Source organism: Agrobacterium burrii (assembly GCF_017313405.1).
Classification (GTDB): domain Bacteria; phylum Pseudomonadota; class Alphaproteobacteria; order Rhizobiales; family Rhizobiaceae; genus Agrobacterium; species Agrobacterium burrii.
Genome location: NZ_JAFLNA010000005.1, coordinates 265,556 through 283,674, shown reverse-complemented (window position 1 = coordinate 283,674; position 18,119 = coordinate 265,556). Strand labels below are relative to the sequence as shown.

Below are 18,119 nucleotides of genomic sequence, written 5' to 3'. Positions count from 1 at the left end.
TCACTTCAAGCCCTGACATGATAATTACATTCAAGAAATCGTCAGCCCCTAAATCTTGCCCTAAACCCGGATCAGCAGAGCGCGTCGATTTCCTCATCCGTCAGCGTATCCGGCAGGACAGTGACGGGAATGGGGAAGGCTGCCCCTCGCCCGGCGATGGAAGAAACGAGCGGTCCCGGCCCTTCTTTCGTCGATCCCGCCGCCAAAATCAGAATGGCGATATCGCGGTCTTCCTCGATCAGCCCGTGGATCTGCTCGGTGGCGCTGCCTTCGCGGATCACCGCTTCAGGCTCGATGCCGATGGTCTCCCGCACCTTCTGGGCGATTTTCGCGAGCGTGGCTTCCGCCTCCTCGCGGGCTTCGGCCCGCATGATCTGTTCGACGCCCAGCCATTGCTGGAAATCGCCTTCCGGGATCATGTAGAGCAGCACCAGCCCACCATTGGAGTTCTTGGCGCGACGACCGGCATAATGCACGGCCCTTTCGCATTCCGGTGTGTCATCAATAACAGCGAGAAACTTGCGGCGATGCCCTTCCAGACGCGACAGCCGTTTTGAAACCATTCCGCACTCCCTTAGGTCCGCCGTGATCCGAGAAACCGCCCGACGGTTCGGGCGGAGATTATATCAAATCACGGCAGGCGCAAACCGCCCGCCGCATCAGCGTGGCAGCGACTTCTCAGCGCAGGAAGCCGATGATGTCGCGCACCTCGTTCATCGTCTTTTCAGCAATAGTACGCGCGCGCTCACCGCCCTGTTTGAGGATGGCGTCGATATGGGTCGGGTCATCGAGAAGGCGGCGCATCTCGTTGTTGACCGGAGCGAGCACATTAACCGCAAGCTCCACGAGTGCCGGCTTGAAGGCCGAGAATTGCTGTCCGCCGAATTCGGCAAGAACATCCGCCTTCGTCTTGTCGGAGAGAGCGGCATAGATACCGACGAGGTTTTCCGCCTCGGGGCGGCCCTTCAGGCCCTCCACTTCGCTCGGCAGCGCATCGGGATCGGTCTTCGCCTTCTTGATCTTCTTCGAAATCGCGTCGATGTCGTCCATCAGGTTGATGCGCGACAGATCGGACGGGTCGGACTTCGACATCTTCTTGGTGCCGTCCTTCAGAGACATGACACGCGGCGCGGGGCCACCGATCAGCGGCTCCACCATCGGGAAATAGGCATGTACCGGCTCGTCACCGACCTTGATATCAAGGCCGAGACCGGCGTTGCGGATATGATCGCTGAAATCGATGTTGAATTTCTGGGCGATATCGCGGGCCAGTTCCAGATGCTGCTTCTGGTCGTCACCGACAGGAACGTGGGTGGCGCGATAGACGAGAATATCGGCGGCCATCAGGCTCGGATAGGCGAGCAGACCGAGCGAGACCTGTTCGGCATTCTTGCCGGACTTGTCCTTGAACTGCGTCATGCGCTCCATCCAGCCGATACGCGCCACGCAGTTGAACACCCATGCCAGTTCCGCATGCTGCGGCACGGCCGACTGGTTGAAGACGATATGCTTCACCGGGTCGATGCCCGCAGCGATAAAAGCGGCCGCAATCGAACGGGTCTGCGCCTTCAGGTCGGAATGAACGAGCTGGGCGGTGATGGCATGCATATCGACGACGCAATAGATGCAGTCGTTATCTTCCTGCAAAGCCACGAACTTGCGGATAGCGCCGAGATAATTGCCGAGATGCAGATTGCCGGTCGGCTGGACGCCCGAGAAAACCAGCGGCTTGAATTCGTTCATTGTCGTCCTCGAAAAGGCTTGTGGAGGGCCTCGCCCCGTGATTTGAATTGCACGCGCTTATGCACCCGCAGCCCCTCGCAATCAAGCGGTTTCAGGGCATGTCAGCCGCGCGGCTGAAGAAGGTCCCAGCGATTTCCGTAAGGGTCGGCAAAGACCGCGACGGAGCCGTAAACCTCATGGCGCGGTTCTTCGAGAAAGCGCACGCCGCGCGCCAGCATGGTCTCATAGTCGCTTTGGAAATTGTCAGTATTCAGGAAAAATCCGACACGTCCGCCGGTCTGGTTGCCGATGGCAAGACGCTGCGGCTCGCCATCGGCTTGAGCAAGCAACAGGGCGCAGCCATCGGTGCCTTGAGGTTTCACCACCAGCCACCTTTTGCCATCGCCAAGCGGCTGATCGGAGACGCATTCGAACCCCAGAACCTCGCAATAAAACGCCTTTGCCCGATCGTAGTCATCGACCACGAGGGTGACGAGCGCGATGCGGCGGTTTTCAGCAAAAGACATCAGCCTGCCTCCGTCTCGACGTTCTTTTTGCCGCGCTTGCGAATGGCTCGCTTGACCATGCCGATATCGGCACCGCCCGACACGAAGGCCAACACAAAATAAACCAGCATGGCCGCGAAAACGAGGGCCATGATGGTGCCGGCCCGAACGAAAATCGACGAGGCCGAAGACAGCTCGAAACTCAGCCAGGTCAGCGCATAGTGGACGAAGCCGGCCATCAACGCCGCCGCCAGCAACAATCGCGGAATGCGGGTAAGCAGCGGAATATCCACCTGCCAATGGCCGCGCCACAACAGCATGACGAAGAGCAAGGCGGCATTCACCCAGCCGGCGGTGATTTCAGCAATGGCGATGCCCGGACCGCCGAGACGCGGAAACAGCGTCAGCGCCAGGGAGACGTTCACCACCACGGAAATTGCCGCGAAAATCATCGGTGTGCGGGTGTCTTCACGGGCGAAGAAGCCTGGAATGAAAGCCTTTATCAGCACGAAAGCCGGCAGGCCGAGACCATATATGCCGAGGATTTGCGCAACCGTGATGGTGGCCGACGGCGAGAAATTGCCGCGCTCGTAAAGGAAACGCACGATGGGTTCCGCCATGACCAAAAGGGCGGCTGCAGCAGGCAAGGTCAGGAACAAGACGAATTCGACCGAACGGTTCTGCAGGCTTCCGGCTTCCACCATATGGCCACCGCGCAAGGCGCGCGCCAGCTCCGGCAAAAGCACTGTGGCGACAGCGATGCCGACGACCCCGAGCGGCAGCTGGTAAATCCGGTCCGCATAGGCGAGCGAGGAGATCACCCCTTCGCCGGCGGAGGCGATATTGGTGTTGATCAGCAGGTTTATCTGGGTGATGCCGCCGGTTATTGCCGCCGGCAGTGCGAGGACCAGAAGCCGCTGCACATTCTTCGTCAGCCGCGGCCTGCGGAAGCCGATGCGCATGCCGGCATTGCGCACGGCGATCCAGACGATGGCAAGCTGCACCAGACCCGCCACCATCACGCCCCAGGAGAGCGCAAAACCCACCTCAAGGGGATCGTAATTCTTCCACCATGCCCAGGCGAGCACGCCGATGAGGATGATGTTGAGGAAAACCGGAGCGATTGCCGCTGCGAAATAGCGGTGTAGCGAGTTCAACATGCCACCCATCATCGCCGCCAGCGACATGCAGGCGAGATAGGGGAACATGATGGTGGCGAGATGCACCGTGTTATCGAATTTCACCGGATCTTCGAGGAAGCCCGGCGCAATCACGGTGCGCACGATGAACGGCATCGACAATTCCATCAGAATTGTCAGGGCGAGAAGCACGGTGAACAGGACGCCGAAAACTTCCTCGGAAAAGCGCCTTGCGCCCTCCATGCCGTTCGCCTCGATTTCCTTGGCGAAAAGCGGCACGAAAGCCGAGTTGAACGCGCCTTCGGCAAAAAGTCGCCGGAAGGTGTTCGGAAAACGGAAAGCGGCGTTGAAGGCATCGGCCACGGGGCCGGTGCCGACGGCGGCGGCCATCAGAGTTTCTCGAAGAAAACCGAAGATGCGGCTGCCGAGCGTGGCGGTGCCGACGGTGGCGAACTTGCCGATCAGACTCATGGGCGCTTCAAGCCTTTGCCGTGCGCGCGGCCGGCAGTGCGGCCACGTCGGGATGGGCGATGATGCCGTTCGGCATGCGGTCGCGCAATTCGTCTTCCTGCTCGCTCATCACCGCCTTCAGGCGGGTGGCGATACTGGCCTGACGGTTGTCGTTCGTCACCTTCTGCCCGAAGAGATCAGTCACGTAGAAGGTGTCGATGACCTTTTCGCCAAAGGTGGTGATGCGGGCAGAATGAATATCGAGCGACAGATCGGCGATGACAGCCGTCATATCCGCCAGCAGGCCCGGCCGGTCGAGGCACTCGACTTCGATGACGGTGAACTTGTTCGACAGCCCGTTGGAAATGATGACCGAGGGCGGAATGATGAAGGCGCTTTTTTTCTTGCGGCTCTTGGTGCGCGTCGCGATCATTTCCGGCAGGCGCTGCTTGCCGGACAAAACCTCCTCGATGAGCTTGCCGACATTGTTGCCTCGCCGCGTCTCATCTTCGTCAATTGGGAATTCGCGGTTGATGAGGATCGTATCCAGCGCCCGCCCGTCGGAGGTGGTGAAAATCTGCGCATCGGCAATGTTGGCGCCGGCCGCCGCGCAGGCACCGGTGATGATCGACAGCAGACGCGGATGGTCGGGCGCCAGCACGGTAATTTCCGTAATCGCGTGGAAAGAATGGGTGCGCACCATGGTCGACAGCGCTTTTTCCTGCTTGTCGGCCTCGCGGATGAAGCGGGTGTGGCGCACCTGGTCCTCAAGCGCCACGGTCAGCAAATAGGGCTCGTAATGCAGTTTGGTGTATTTGCGCCGCGCCTTTTGGCCCCAATCTTCCAGCGCATCGTAAAGCGCCTGCCGGGCGATCTGAGCCCGTTCCTTGCGGGAGACCTCCGAAAAGCCGCCGGAGAGCAGCAGTTCCGTCTCATAATAGAGCGAACGCAGCAATTGCCCCTTCCAGCCGTTCCACACACCCGGGCCGACGGCGCGGATATCGCAAACCGTCAGGATGAGCAGCATCTTCAGCCGCTCCATCGATTGCACCTTGTCGGCGAAATCGGTGATGGTCTTGCGGTCATGCAGGTCGCGCGTCTGGGCGACCATGGACATCAAGAGATGCTGCTCGATCAGCCAGACGACCGTTTCTGTCTGTTTGCCCGTCAGGCGGAAACGCTGGCATAGCTTGCGGGCCACGCGTGCGCCGGCAATCGAATGATCCTCCTGCCGACCCTTGGCGACATCGTGCAGCAGCACGGCGACATAGAGCGCCTCGCGCTCTTCAACGCCCGGCATCAGCTGGTTGGCGAGCGGGTGGGCATCGACAGCCGTTCCCTTGTCCACCTCCGACAGCACACCCACGGAGCGGATCAGGTGCTCGTCCACGGTATAGTGATGATACATGTTGAACTGCATCATCGCGACGATCTTGCCGAATTCGGGAATGAATTTGCCGAGTACGCCTGCCTCGTTCATCCGCCTGAGTGTCAGCGCCGGATCGCGTCGCGAGGTGAGGATCGACAGAAACAGCCGGTTCGCCTCCTCGTTTTCGCGAAGCGCATCATTAATGAGCGATAGTGAGCGCGTGACGACGCGCAAAGCATCCGGATGCAGTTCGAGATTGTTGATATCGGCGATGTGGAAAAGCCGGATCATATTAACCGGGTCGTTCTTGAAGACGTCAGGCTTGGCTAGTGCAATGCGCCCCCGGTCCTCGACGAATTCTACCGAACCCGGGATTTTACGCACACGATGGGCGAAACGGCTGAGGACGCCGGAGAGGCCCGGCACGTCCTTCGCCTGCCGGTCTTCCAGCGCAGCGCAGACGATGCGCGTCAGGTCACCCACGTCCTTCGCCACGAGGAAATAATGCTTCATGAAGCGCTCAACGGCGGAAAGGCCGGGGCGCGGCTGATAATTCAGCGCATCGGCAATCTCGCGCTGAATATCGAAGGAAAGGCGCTCTTCCGCCTTGTTGGTGATGAAATGCATCTGGCAACGGACGGCCCAGAGAAAATCATCGGCCTTTTCGAACAGCCTGAGTTCACGCCTCGACAGAACACCGAGCTTGACGAGATCGGCGGTATCGCGAACGTGGTAATAATATTTGGCAATCCAGAACAGCGTGTGCAGATCGCGCAGGCCGCCCTTGCCTTCCTTGACGTTCGGCTCCACCAGATAACGCGTATCGCCCGCCTTGCGGTGGCGCTGGTCGCGCTCCGCCAGCTTGGCGGCGATGAATTCCGGGCCGGTGCCGGTGACGACTTCCGCCTCGAAGCGTTTTTCCAGATCATCGGTCAGGGATTTTTTGCCGCAGATAGCCCGCACTTCCAGAATGGCGGTTCGGATGGTCATATCGGATTTGGAGAGGCGAATGCACTCATCCACTGTGCGGGTAGCATGGCCCACCTTGAAGCCGAGATCCCAGAGCAGATAAAGCACGAACTCCACGGCCTTGTGCATGTCAGGCGTATTCTTGGCCGGCAGCAGGAACAGAAGGTCGATATCCGATCCCGGCGCCAGCGTGCCGCGACCGTAACCTCCGACCGCCGCCACCGCGATCTGCGGGGCATCCTTCGGATAGGCATATTGGCAGGCAAGATCATAAAGCGTCTCGATCAGCCGATCCTGAAGCCAGGAAATGCGGCGGGCGCAATCAATGCCGCTGCCATCGGTCTTCAGCAGTTCGCGGACCTTTTCCCGGCCTTCCGTGCTGGCCTTGCGAAACAGTGGCAGCAGGTCGGACCTGATATCGGCGATGCGCTTGCCATCTTCCTTAAAGATGATGTCACAGTCGCGCTTCAGCGCCGAGACATCGAGAATTTCGGAAAAATCCAGGTCCTTGATGGCCATCTATGCCGGTATCCATGTCCTGTGGGAAATCCCACCGCTTGCGATGGGAGTGTCCTATAGCGAGTTTTAAAGGCGATGGACAGGCAGTCTCCGCATCGAACCGAAAAGTGTCAGCGGTTTTCGGAAAATTCGATGCGCAAAAAAGTTCAAACCTTGCCAAGTTCTTTCTTTAGCGCATAGAGCGCGTCCAATGCCTCACGCGGCGTCATTTCGTCCGGATTGATCCCCTTTAATGATTCTTCCACTTTCGATGGTCCGGCCTTGCGGGTTTCCTCGCGGCGAACGGCGATCTGGAACAGCGGCAGATCATCGATCAGCTGGCTGGCCGGGTTCTTGCGGTCGGCATCCTCCAGTTTCGTCAGCACTTCACGAGCGCGCTCCACAACCGATGCCGGCAAGCCGGCAAGCCGTGCGACCTGAATACCATAGGAGCGATCTGCGGCACCCGGCCCGACTTCGTGCAGGAAGATGACGTCGCCTTCCCACTCTTTCACCCGCATCGTGGCATTGGAGAGGCGGCCAAGTTTTTCCGACAAAACGGTCAACTCATGAAAATGGGTGGCGAAGAGGCCACGGCAACGATTAACCTCGTGCAGATGTTCGACTGCCGCCCAGGCGATCGAAAGCCCGTCGAAGGTTGCCGTGCCACGGCCGATCTCGTCCAGAATGACCAGCGAACGGTCCGTCGCCTGATTGAGGATGGCAGCGGTTTCCACCATCTCCACCATGAAGGTCGAGCGGCCGCGCGCCAGATCGTCGGACGCGCCGACGCGGGAAAACAGCCGGTCGACGACGCCGATATGGGCTGCCTCCGCCGGGACGAAGGAGCCGATCTGCGCAAGGATGGCGATCAGCGCATTCTGGCGCAGGAAGGTCGATTTACCGCCCATGTTCGGGCCTGTCAGCAACCAGATTGCGCCGTTCTTGCCGCCGTTGACCGCCGACAGATCACAATTATTGGCGATGAAGGGTCCGGCCGATTGCCGCCGCAGCGCCTGCTCTACGACCGGATGACGCCCGCCTTTGATCGCGAAGGTCATGGAGGCATCGACAATCGGGCGGCAATAGGCCTGTTCGGTCGCCAGATAGGCAAGGCTTGAGGCGACATCGATGATGGCGAGTGCTGAAGCACCGGCCTTGATTGCTTCCGCCTGCTGCACCACAGCCTCGACCATGCGGGCGAAGGCTTCCAGCTCCATTGTCAGAGCCTGCGCTGCAGCATTGGCGATGCGACTTTCCAGATCGGCAAGCTCGGTTGTGGTGAAGCGCATGGCGCCGGCCATGGTCTGGCGGTGGATGAAACGCGCTTTCGCTTCATCGGTCGCCATCATGACATCGGCATTGCCGGCAGTGACCTCTATGAAATAGCCCAGCACATTATTGTGCTTGATCTTCAGCGACTTGATGCAGGTCTCATCGGCATATTTCAGTTGCAGACCGGCGATCACCCGGCGGGACTGATCGCGTAGCGCCCGAACCTCGTCAAGTTCCGGATTGGCGCCGTCACGCAGGAAACCGCCGTCGCGTTTCAGAAGCGGCAGATCATCGGCCAGCATCGAGCCGAGCATTGCTTCCAGCCCGCCCGGCAAGGCTTTTAAATCCTTGAGAGCCGTCGCCAACTCATCTGGCAGCAACCCACCGTCGAGAATAGTCGCGATTTTTTCAGCGGAAACCAGTCCCTGCCTGATGGCGCCGAGATCACGCGGGCCACCGCGCTCCAGAGCCAGACGTGAAAGCGCACGCGGCATATCAGCAACATGTTTCAAGGCATCGCGCAGCCCGTCGCAGAGCGAGACATCGTCGATGAGATAGCCCACCGCATCGAGGCGGGCGTTTATCTTTTCCGGGTCGGTAAGCGGCGACATCAGCCGCTCGGCCAGCATTCGTGCGCCACCGCCCGTCACCGTGCGGTTCAGGGCATGCAGCAGCGAGCCATCCCTGTCGCCAGCGAGCGTCTTCACCAGTTCCAGATTGGCGCGGGTGGCGGGATCGATGAAAAGGGTGGAGGCAGCACTTTCGCGCTCCGGCGCGCCAAGCGGCGGGCGCTCGGCAATCTGGGTCTTTTCGACATAAGCGACGGCAGCGGCAGCGGCAGCCATTTCAATGCGAGAAAAACTGCCGAAACCATCCAGCGTCGCGACATTGAAATAACGGGCGATACGCCCTTCCGCCGTGGCGCTGTCGAACAGGATGGCAGGTTGCGGCACCGCCACGCGACCCAAAACATCGAAAACCGGCCGCAATTCCTCATCATGGAACAGGCTGTCGGCAACGATCAGCTCGCGCGGGTCGATACGCCAGATATCGGCGAGAAGCCGCGTCAGCGTGGTTTCCGCCAAACGGAAGACGCCGGTGGAAATATCGATCCAGGCGAGCGCGAACTGCGCCTCGGCACTGCCGCGAATACGGGCCAGCGCCATCAGATAGTTGGATTCCGTCGGCGACAGAAGTTTTTCTTCGGTCAGCGTGCCAGGCGTGACAAGCCGCACCACATCACGCTTGACCACGGATTTCGAGCCGCGCTTCTTCGCCTCGGCGGGATCTTCCACCTGTTCGCAGACGGCGACGCGATAACCGCGCAGGATGAGCTTCTGGAGATAATCGTCCGCCGCATGCACGGGAACGCCGCACATGGGAATATCGTGGCCCATATGCTGGCCACGTTTCGTCAGCGTGATGCCGAGCGACCGGGAGGCTTCGACCGCATCGTCAAAGAACAATTCATAGAAATCGCCCATGCGGTAGAACAGCAGCGAACCGGGATTGTTCGCCTTGATCTCGATATATTGCTCCATCATCGGAGTGGCCGAAGCGCGGCTCTCCTCCGTTATCAGGGAAGCGGTTGTCAGAACGTCCGTCAATGGCCTGCCGATGTCATATCGTGTTGCGGAAAAGGAGCGCCGACACTAGCGGCAATGCCCGCCCCGACACAACACGCGCAGAGCCGCTGCCCACAGGAACATCCGGCAAGATCCAGTCAAAAGCTGATCAGCCGTTGATGCGCTCGGCCTCGCCGCCGTAATAGCTGATGTAGCGGCCGGCGATGGACGTGACCGGCAGAACGACCAGAACATCTGTCGTGTTGAAGGCATGGTCCACCACAGCACCGGAGCCAAACATGGCGCCAAGACGCATATAACCCTTGATCAGCGGCGGCATGGCGTTCAGCGCCTTGCGGGTATTCAACGCCTCCGCCGGCATCAGGTCCATCTCGCGGTAAAGCTCGGGAAGTGCGGAAGCCTCCCACTCGCCCTTTGCAACACAATTATGGTGCAGGAAGGACAGCGCCAGTGCATGGGTTTCCGGCTGCACGCCGGGGAAGGAGGCGCAGCCGATCATCGCGTCCATACGATGTTTCACCGCATAGGCCCAATTGCCCTGCCACAGAAGCTCAACGGTACGCTTGGTGCGATATTCCGGCAGCACGCAGGAACGGCCAAGCTCCATGAAGCGCTTGCCCGGATGGCGCGCAACCAGCCCTGCAATGTCGAATTCGCTGGCCGAATAAAACCCGTTGTTGGCGAGCGCCGTTTCCTGCCGCAGCAGACGGTAGGTGCCGACGATCTGGTCTTCACTATCGCCTTCGATGGCCTTGTCGAGCACGAGCAGATGGTCGCAGACACTGTCCCAGGCGTCGATATCGCGCTTGCGGCGCATCGCGTCAGCGGGAAGCCGCGCATTCATTTCCTCAACGAAAACCTTGTAACGCACGGATTGTGCGGCATCGATCTCGCGCTCATTTCTCGCAAGCCGGGTTTCCAATGTGCCGATACGACCGAAAAGACCCTCATTGTCCTGAGCGGACTCCGAACGAGGATGAATGACAACATTGTTTTCACAAATGTCGTGATTGAAGATTTCGGCCACCATGGGGAATCGCTCCGCCACCAAAGAATTTTCCTGTCATAAATCACTAATTGACGACAGAATAGTGACAAAATGACGCCAGCGCGAGTCTGTCAAGCTATTATGGGGAAAGGCGTTTCGCCTCCAGCATGCGACGGATTTCCTCGACCAGCTGCCTCGGGTCGGTGGGCTTGGTCAAAACCTTGGCTGCACCGGCTTTCAGCAGGATTTCGGCGGTGTCGGCACTGGCATCGCCACTGAGCACGATCAGGGGAATATTTCTCTCACCCTCCAACGTGCCGAGAAGTTCCGGCAGCACCTCAAGCCCCTCACCACCCGGCATATTGAGGTCCGAGATGATGAGGTGCGGCAAACGGGCAGCACCCGGCGCCAACGACTGCCGCAGAGCCTGAAAGTCATCGACGGCACGAACGATGTAACCGCTTTTCTCCAGAACCGCCCGGATGATGCGCGCATTGACGGCATCATCCTCAGCCACGAGAATTTCGACGCCACTTGCCACTTGCTTCAGCCGTGATGAAAAGCCCACATCGGGGTGGTTGTCGTTCAGCGCGTCGCGGCGCTCTATGCCGCGCAGGCGACCGCAGAGGACGTCGATCAGCGATTTTTCGCGCAGCGGCCGGATCAGCCAGGCGTCGAAGGAGACATGCATGGTCGAAGGCCGCTCCTCGGGGCTCACCAGCAGGGTGAGGCGAACATTCTGCTGCGGCCAGTCCTTTAGGGCGTCCCTGAACAGGAGTGAAACGCGCCGGTCGACGATGATATCGGTGAGATCGGCGCTGAGGTCAGCTGCCCCATCCCGCAGTCTTCGCAAATCTTCCGGCTGATGAATGAGAACACATTTGCCGCCAAAAGCCTCTATCGCTTCCATCGTCACCGCCGCAGCCACCCCCTTTGGCGCAATCAGCAGGACATTCGTATGTTGCAGACAGCGGCGCCGGCCCGGATCCGGCTTTGCGGCAGGCGCGCTGCCCGGGTGGAACGAAAGCGTGAAGGTGCTGCCGCTGCCCTTGTGGCTCGAAACCGTGAGGCTGCCGCCGAATTCCCGCACGATGCGGGCGGAGATCGCAAGCCCGAGGCCCGTACCGGCGCTTCGCTGTGACATAGGCCCTGCCTGCTCGAATTCACCGAAGATGCGGGCCTGCTCCGTCTGGCTCATGCCCGGACCGGTATCCTCGACGGCGATCTGCAATTCACCATCGGCCATACGCGCGCGGATGACAACTCCGCCCTCCTGCGTGAATTTGACGGCGTTACCAAGGAGATTGAACAGCACCTGACGCAGCCTTGCCGGATCGAAATCGAGATAATCGGGCACGTCAGGGCTGACGAAGGAGGTGATTTCAATCCCTTTTTCGTGGGCGCGATGCGCCAGCATCTCGACAATGCTCTCGATCAGCCGCCGCAGGTTTTCCGCGCGCGGATTGAGCTTGAAGCGGCCCGCCTCCATGGTCGAATAATCCAGCAGATCCTCGACCAGCTGCACCAGCGACTGGCCGGACTGCTTCATGCCGTCAAGATAATTACGCTGCTCCTCGTTGATCTTCGTTTGCGACAGGAGATGGTTCATGCCGAGCATACCGGAAAGCGGCAGGCGGATTTCATGGCTTACGGTGGCAAGTAGCCTTGCCTTTTCGGCATCGGCCTTTTCGGCGCGCAAACGGGCGTCTTCCCTTTCGGCAAGCGCAAGCCGCTCTTCCGTCACGTCTCTGGCGATGCTGCTGATGAGAAGGCGGCTGCTGGCCAGATCGCGGGTGACCACATCATGCCAGGAGAAGATGCGCTGTCCGAAAGGGGTGGCGATCTCAACGTCATAAGCGTGAACCTTGTCGCCCGGACGGAAGGCAATGCCGATTTCCTCGCAACTCAACCCTTCGGGGGTCGCGCATCCCGTCATTTCGCGAAAGATCCTGTTCGCTTCGACGATACGCCGATCCAGATTACGGATGACGACGATATCACCCATGGATTCCTGCATCTCGGCAATCAGCGAGCGGTTCTGCGTCTGTCGCAGCCGAACATCCAAATCCTCGGCCAACGCGTCTTTAAGTGGGACAGTTTTGCCGAACAGCGCGTAGAGAAGGACACCGACGAGAACGGCGCCAAAGAAGGAGGCCAGGGCAACGGTGACCGCATAGGGCACCGCAAGCGCAATCAGCGCGGCGGAAAATGCACCGACCGACAACGAAATGGCAATGTACGAGGAAATCGGCCCTGAGCCGATCTCGTGCTCCGCGCCGGCATTATGCTTTGTCGCGTCGACACGATCCCCCGGCTGCGGCGCTAAAGGCGCCAGCCCAAGACCGTCTGAAACTTTTTCCCGAAGTTTTGCCAGTTCGCTCATATGCAACCGCTACCACGGCAGCGGTTTTGATATGTTTGGTGCAAACCCTAAAATTTTACTTTTTTGCCGCCCGGGCGTGCAGAAATTCGTCAAGAATGACGCAGGCCGCGCCGATAGTTATGAAACTGTCAGCCAGATTGAAGACCGCGAAAGACCATGTCTGCGTGTGAAACAGGATGTAGTCGATGACGTGTCCATAAAGAAAACGGTCGAGAAGGTTGCCGGCAGCACCTGCGATGATGAAGGCAAAACCGAGATGGGCGAAGGTGCGGTCCGCCGCCGTCTTGCGCCACAGCCAGAGCACGAAGACGACAATAACGAGCCGCATGCTGACGATGAACCAGCCCTGCATGTCCGATAGCATCGAAAAGGCGACGCCGAGATTATAGGTGCGGTAAAGCGCCAGAAACGGAATGACGGGCACCATCTCCTGCAATGGCAGATAGGCTTCGACCAGTTGTTTGACGATCTGGTCCAGCACCAGCGCGGCGACGATCAACGCGAAAGCCGGGCCGAATTTCGAAAACAGTGCCGCTTTGGCCATTACTTCACCGGTGCCAGTTCGAGGAGATGTCGCCGTGCTTCGAAAAGCATCACGGCGGTTGCGATGGCGAGATTGAGGCTGTCGGCACGGCCCTGCTGGGGGATGCGCGCCAGCTGATCCGCCTTGGCGGCCAGTTCCGGCGGCAGGCCGGATTGCTCGTTACCCATCAAAAGCACGACCGGCTTGCCGGCATAATCGATCTTTCGATAATCCACGGAACCGGCAAGATGGGTGGCGACGATGCTGACCTGCGCCGATTTCTTCCAGGACAGGAATTCGTCAACCGAGGCGCGGGCCACCGGCATGGCGAAAACCGAACCCATCGTGGCGCGAACGGTTTCCAGCGAGAAGGGATCGGTGCAATCGCCGACCAGAATAACGCCCGATGCGCCCGCCGCATCGGCGGTGCGGATGATGGTGCCGAGGTTACCTGGGTCGCGGACACGGTCGAGCGCGATATAGGTCTCGCTCTTTTCCGGGCGAATATCCCTGAGCGACGCCCATTTCTGTTCGAAAATGCCGACGACCATTTGCGGATTGTCGCGGCGAGTGATCGAGGCGATGACTTTTTCGCTGACTTCAAGCACCAGACCGCCGGACGCGACGGTCTTTACCGCCGCCTGCTCTACCAGCGGCTTGCCCTTGGCGGCCTTGGCGTAAACCAGTGTCTTGATCGTCCAGCCCAGTTCGAGAGCATCGATGACCAACTTCAGGCCTTCCGCCATGAAGGTGCCGGTCTCTTCCCTGCCCTTTTTCTGGGTGAGTGCCTTGATATCCTTGATGATGGGATTGGCAAGGCTGGTCACTTCCTTCACCTGACCAACCCGGCGCGTCGTGTTTTCGCGCATATCTTTCATCATTTCGGCTCCCAACGGCTGAACAGCGATGTGGAAAGCACCCGGCCGGGTGTCTTGCCGTCAAGCCCTGCCTCGCGAATGACAAGTTCGCCTGACGCGACGACGCCACCGGCGCCGCGCATGATTTCGCGCATCAGCTCATGCATCGAATAAAAACTGGCCCTGATGGAATAGGCCGTCAGCACCAGGCCGAGCGCCTTGGGTGAGAGGATTTCCCGGCAGATATCCAGCATCAACGGCAGATGGTCGAACAATTGCCAGACTTCGCCATGGGTGCCGCGGCCGAATTTCGGCGGGTCGGTGAGGATGATGTCGTAAGTGCTGCCGCGACGCTCCTCACGCTGGATGAATTTCATCGCATCTTCGCAAATCCAACGGATGGGCGCCTGTTCCAGCCCGGCAAGCGCCTGATTTTCCTTGGCCCAGCCAATCGCTTTCTTGGAAGCATCGACATGGGTGACTTCAGCGCCCGCAGCGGCCGCAACCAGCGAGGCGACACCGGTGTAACCGAACAGGTTCAGCACTTTCAGCGGCCGGTCAGCCGTCTCGACGGCATGTTTCAGCCATTCCCAATGGACGATCTGTTCCGGGAAGACGCCGACGTGACGGAAGGCCGTGAAGCGGCCCAGAAATTCAACGCCGAGCAGAGACAAGGGCCAGGTTTCATCAAGCGCCGTCTTCGGAAAACGCCAACGGCCCATGCCGTCCTCATCCGTATCGCCGCTGAAAATGGCATCGGCATTCTGCCACACGCGGTCGGGGACCGACGGTTGCCACAAGGCCTGCGCCTCGGGACGGACGACGCGGTAGTCGCCATATTGCTCGAGTTTCAGGCCATTGCCGCTGTCGATCAGGTGAAAATCGCCCGCTCCGCTCGATTCCAGAATGACCGGAACCTGTTCTGCGGGACGTTCACCGGTGCGTTGCTTGAGGGGCCGTGCAGGCGCCTGCTCAATCGCCGGTGCGGCAGCAACCTTCTCCTTCGGTGCAGGTTTCGGCACGCTGCGAACCGCGTCGGGTTCGCGCTTTTTCGGCGCTACCTCCGCGCGTCGCGCCGGCTTTGCGGCATGAACCTGTTTTTTCTCGCTCCCGGCACGTGCGCGATTGCCCGGCCGGCTGTCTTTTTTCTTCAATGGAAATCTTTCCGCTTCTGCCCGCGTCTTGTGGCGCAGCAAATAGCATTCCGCACGCCGCTCGACTAGAGCCGGAACGACTGTCGGCTATATCACTTTGCCGGGAGTTGGCCCGCATTCGGAAGCTGAGCGGCCCCAGTCGCCTTCTGGCGGTTCGCCTCATCGTGCCAGCGAACGGCTTCCCTGGCTTCGATACGGGCGCGTTTGCGATGTTTGCCCTGCGCGAACCATGTCGCCGACGATCCCAGCAGCACGCCGAAAATAACGGCCAGAAACAGGAACACAAAAAACGGCGCTGTAAAGGACAGAACGCCGTCATCGGGCCGGAAAGGATTGAGCGCAAGCGTTACGGCCTGGCGGTTGGCCACGCACAGGATGACGAGGATAATCGCCAGCGGAAGCAGGATGATAAGGTTGATGATTTTTTTCGACATCCGACATTACTCCATCGCTGCGGGGTTCCGCCGGCCCCGTTTCCGGCGTCGGGCGGAAGAGACGATCAATCGTCCTCTTCTTCGTCACCCATTCCGGGGTTCAGGCGCTCACGCAGTTCCTTGCCTGTCTTGAAGAAAGGCACCCATTTTTCCTCGACGAAAACCGATTCGCCCGTGCGCGGGTTCCGCCCCGAACGCGAAGGTCGGTTTTTCACCGAAAATGCGCCGAAACCACGAAGCTCGACACGATTTCCACCCGCCAGGGCATCGGTGATTTCATCCAGCACCGCATTGACGATGTTTTCCACGTCACGGTGATAAAGGTGCGGGTTACGCGCAGCAACGATCTGCACCAGTTCAGACTTGATCACGGTTGCCCCCTGAAAGAATTGGATTTTTAACGTGGCCCAACCTGCCAAACGGAAACAAGACCGTCAAGAAACAACTTGTCCGCGCCGAGCTGGCCGGGTCCCGCAAAGGGAATTAAATCGTCATATCCCAGAAACTTCGCTATTTGCGCAACACTGAAAAGCGAAAACGGCGAGCGGGACGACGGCGCGCGCCATTCGACGATCGGCAAATCCTTCGCGACGCCGTGTGTTTCGAGATAGCCGCGGATTTCCTTTTCGCCGCCGAGCGTATCGACCAGCTTGTTGGCGAGCGCCTGCCTGCCTGTGAAAATCGATCCATCCGCCAGTTTCAGCACATCCTCACGCGGCAGCTTGCGACGATCGGCCACAAGGTCGACAAACCAGCCATAGCTGTCCATCACCATGGCCCGGATCATCGTCTTTGCCTCTTCAGGCGCCTCGTGGAACGGCGAAGGTTCCGCTTTCAACGGAGAGGACTTGATTTCCTGCAGTGACACGCCAAGCTTGTCCATCAGCTGGCCGACCTGGGGATATTGAAAGATCACGCCGATCGAGCCGGTAATCGATGTCTCACCGGCGACGATGGTATCGCCTGCCGACGCGATCATATAGCCCGCGGAGGCCGCCAAAGTGCGGACGTCGGAAACGACTGGCTTCTTTTCCGCAACGCCGCGAATGGCCTTGAAGATGCGCTCACCGCCATAGGTGGTGCCGCCCGGCGAGGAGATCGACACGATCAGCCCTTTGACATTGTCACTCTTGGCGATCTTGTCGAGCCGTTCCAGGAGTTCGGTATTGTCCTGGATCAGACCGGAAATCTCGACGCGGGCGATATGGGGCTTGGCGCTTTGCTGCGGCTCGGTCCAGAAAAACCGGTAGAGGCCGAAAATACCGACGACAAACAGCAAAACAGCGGCAACCCGCCAGAAAGTCAGCTTGCGGCGCAATCGCCTGCGATCCGCTATCGCCATATTATCCATCGAAAACCTCTGCCATCCGGCCTTTGACGCCACGTGTGCTTCACGGCCATATGGTTCTTCTAGCGCGAAGCCGCAAGGAAACAATAAGGAAACCAGAATTACGATAAAATTCGTATTTCCCTTGCACCTTTCCAGACAAAAACCATATTGGCAGGACAAAGCACTCGTGCCAAACACATCAAGATAAACATACAAGCTTCAATTGCGCGCCAAAATGGCGCCCAGGGAGCTTCCGGACCCACTCTTATGCTCGAACGACTCCGCGAACCCGCGCCAGCATTTCCGCTGCCGAATGACCAGAACGGCGCTTACGAGCGCGCTCTGCGGCATTCCGCGCGCGTCAAGCGGCTGAAAATCATCCTGCCGCTCAGTGCCGCAGTGATTTCGCTCGCCTTCATCGCCGTTTCGCTCATTCGAACCTGGGCGCCCGACGAGGTTTCACTGGAAAGCGCCAGGATCGAAGACGGCAAGATCGTGATGGAAAAACCTGCCGTTGCCGGCCGCAACGAAAAGGGGATCGACTATTCCATGAACGCCGAGCGTGCGTTGCAGGATATCGCCAATCCCAACCTGATGACGCTCGAGAAAGTTCTGGCCGCCGTGCCTGTTAATGACAGCATCGCGCAGGTGATTGCCAAGGAAGGCATTTTCGACCGCGCCACCAATACGCTGAAGATGACTGCACCTTTTGACATCAATCTCAGCAATGGCATACAAGCGAAGTTCCAGTCTGCGGATGTTGATCTGAAGGCCGGAAAAATGAGCAGCAAAGAGCCCGTTTCGATCAAAACAAACGACGGTGCCATTGTTGCGCAATCGATTGATATCGCCGATAATGGCAAGACGATTACATTTTCGGGGCAGGTACGGGCACGTATCGCTGCATCCAATATCAAAAATGAAGCCAAGTGAGAG

General features: G+C 59.2%; 15 protein-coding genes. 1 reads left to right on the top strand and 14 read right to left on the bottom strand.

All coding sequences use genetic code 11. The features are described from left to right. Positions 1 to 71: 71 nt before the first annotated feature. The 14 genes from JZX89_RS12225 to sppA form a co-directional block, all read right to left on the bottom strand. A complete protein-coding gene (locus JZX89_RS12225) occupies positions 72 to 563 on the bottom strand; it encodes a universal stress protein (RefSeq protein ID WP_149898411.1) in 492 nt (163 codons plus the stop codon). Between the two features lie 115 nt (positions 564 to 678). After that, entirely contained in the window at positions 679 to 1,743 is a 1,065-nt protein-coding gene (trpS, locus tag JZX89_RS12220; RefSeq protein WP_153515192.1) for a tryptophan--tRNA ligase, read from the bottom strand. A 101-nt stretch (positions 1,744 to 1,844) separates the two neighbouring features. Further along, a complete protein-coding gene (locus JZX89_RS12215; RefSeq protein ID WP_149898409.1) occupies positions 1,845 to 2,249 on the bottom strand; it encodes a VOC family protein in 405 nt (134 codons plus the stop codon). Beyond that, the gene (gene murJ / locus JZX89_RS12210) at positions 2,249 to 3,838 is read right to left on the bottom strand and encodes a murein biosynthesis integral membrane protein MurJ (RefSeq protein WP_207134184.1); all 1,590 of its coding nucleotides are present in this window, start codon (positions 3,836 to 3,838) and stop codon (positions 2,249 to 2,251) included. The genes JZX89_RS12215 and murJ overlap by 1 nt, the downstream gene beginning before the upstream one ends. Positions 3,839 to 3,845: 7 nt before the next feature. Continuing rightward, positions 3,846 to 6,674, bottom strand: coding sequence for a [protein-PII] uridylyltransferase (locus JZX89_RS12205; RefSeq protein WP_207134183.1), 2,829 nt, complete (start codon positions 6,672 to 6,674; stop codon positions 3,846 to 3,848). A 146-nt stretch (positions 6,675 to 6,820) separates the two neighbouring features. Beyond that, positions 6,821 to 9,472 carry a DNA mismatch repair protein MutS gene (gene mutS / locus JZX89_RS12200; RefSeq protein ID WP_153515361.1) on the bottom strand — a complete coding sequence of 884 codons (2,652 nt, stop codon included), beginning with the start codon at positions 9,470 to 9,472 and terminating at the stop codon, positions 6,821 to 6,823. Between the two features lie 190 nt (positions 9,473 to 9,662). Further along, positions 9,663 to 10,544: a l-ornithine N(alpha)-acyltransferase gene (olsB, locus tag JZX89_RS12195; protein WP_149898981.1), complete on the bottom strand. Its 882-nt coding sequence runs from the start codon at positions 10,542 to 10,544 to the stop codon at positions 9,663 to 9,665. A 97-nt stretch (positions 10,545 to 10,641) separates the two neighbouring features. Further along, the gene (locus tag JZX89_RS12190) at positions 10,642 to 12,885 is read right to left on the bottom strand and encodes a hybrid sensor histidine kinase/response regulator (RefSeq protein WP_207134182.1); all 2,244 of its coding nucleotides are present in this window, start codon (positions 12,883 to 12,885) and stop codon (positions 10,642 to 10,644) included. Between the two features lie 55 nt (positions 12,886 to 12,940). Beyond that, positions 12,941 to 13,429, bottom strand: coding sequence for a signal peptidase II (lspA, locus tag JZX89_RS12185; RefSeq protein WP_046799329.1), 489 nt, complete (start codon positions 13,427 to 13,429; stop codon positions 12,941 to 12,943). Beyond that, positions 13,429 to 14,289: a TrmH family RNA methyltransferase gene (locus JZX89_RS12180; protein WP_153515196.1), complete on the bottom strand. Its 861-nt coding sequence runs from the start codon at positions 14,287 to 14,289 to the stop codon at positions 13,429 to 13,431. Before JZX89_RS12180 ends, lspA begins: the two co-directional genes overlap by 1 nt. Next, on the bottom strand, positions 14,286 to 15,419 hold the full coding sequence (locus tag JZX89_RS12175) for a class I SAM-dependent rRNA methyltransferase (protein ID WP_207134181.1): 1,134 nt from the start codon (positions 15,417 to 15,419) through the stop codon (positions 14,286 to 14,288). Before JZX89_RS12175 ends, JZX89_RS12180 begins: the two co-directional genes overlap by 4 nt. Before the next feature lie 92 nt (positions 15,420 to 15,511). Then, a complete protein-coding gene (locus tag JZX89_RS12170; protein ID WP_149898403.1) occupies positions 15,512 to 15,853 on the bottom strand; it encodes a LapA family protein in 342 nt (113 codons plus the stop codon). Positions 15,854 to 15,918: 65 nt separating this feature from the next. Then, positions 15,919 to 16,248, bottom strand: a complete 330-nt coding sequence (locus JZX89_RS12165) for an integration host factor subunit beta (protein WP_225245141.1) — start codon at positions 16,246 to 16,248, stop codon at positions 15,919 to 15,921. A gap of 2 nt (positions 16,249 to 16,250) precedes the next feature. Further along, entirely contained in the window at positions 16,251 to 17,204 is a 954-nt protein-coding gene (gene sppA / locus JZX89_RS12160; RefSeq protein WP_207134180.1) for a signal peptide peptidase SppA, read from the bottom strand. Between the two features lie 246 nt (positions 17,205 to 17,450). Between sppA and lptC the strand changes: the two genes are divergently transcribed. Then, positions 17,451 to 18,116, top strand: a complete 666-nt coding sequence (lptC, locus tag JZX89_RS12155; RefSeq protein ID WP_153515362.1) for an LPS export ABC transporter periplasmic protein LptC — start codon at positions 17,451 to 17,453, stop codon at positions 18,114 to 18,116. The last annotated feature ends 3 nt before the right edge of the window (positions 18,117 to 18,119 follow it).